Here is a 411-nt window from a genome sequence, read left to right as displayed (position 1 = left end):
TTCAGGAAGGTTTCACAGTCAATGAGCGTCTTCCAGACACTCTCGTTGATGTTGCTATTTGCAATGTTTATTTTAGCGTTGCTAACGTGCATCGACAAAAGGAACAAATAAAAAAGCCGCCCTGCGTAAACTTTGGCCAGTTACAGGGTAGCTTAATGCTGTCTTATTAACTTCGCCACCGCCTTTGAAGCGGCTTGCATGGGAAGTCCTGTCTTCAGCAGGGCTTCCTTTTTCTATTACATTATAGCATGACCTTTAAAAACTGGCTAACGTTTTAGACTTTGATCAAGTTCGGATTCGGGTTGTTTGATCTCCGGATTCTGTTCAGCAAATGCTTTCAGTTGCTTTTGTGTTAGCTCACTGATTTCTTGGTGCACATCGTTTAACTGGTTTTTAAATTGCGCTTTCTGT

The 411-nt window shown here is 41.8% G+C and carries 1 protein-coding gene; it reads left to right on the top strand.

Annotated features, from left to right (window positions below):
• The first annotated feature begins 21 nt into the window (after positions 1-21).
• On the top strand, positions 22-111 hold the full coding sequence (locus FC82_RS17230; protein ID WP_152164679.1) for a putative holin-like toxin: 90 nt from the start codon (positions 22-24) through the stop codon (positions 109-111).
• Positions 112-411: the final 300 nt, after the last annotated feature.

The sequence above is a fragment of the Secundilactobacillus collinoides DSM 20515 = JCM 1123 genome, from assembly GCF_001435975.1.
GTDB classification, from domain to species: domain Bacteria; phylum Bacillota; class Bacilli; order Lactobacillales; family Lactobacillaceae; genus Secundilactobacillus; species Secundilactobacillus collinoides.
Note: the sequence above shows the minus strand (reverse complement) of the source record. Positions and strands in the feature narration are given on the sequence as shown.

Excerpts from the sequence above, each read along its gene's own strand:
- FC82_RS17230 (WP_152164679.1), top strand. The coding sequence starts at position 22 with ATGAGCGTCTTCCAGACACTCTCGTTGATGTTGCTATTTGCAATGTTT.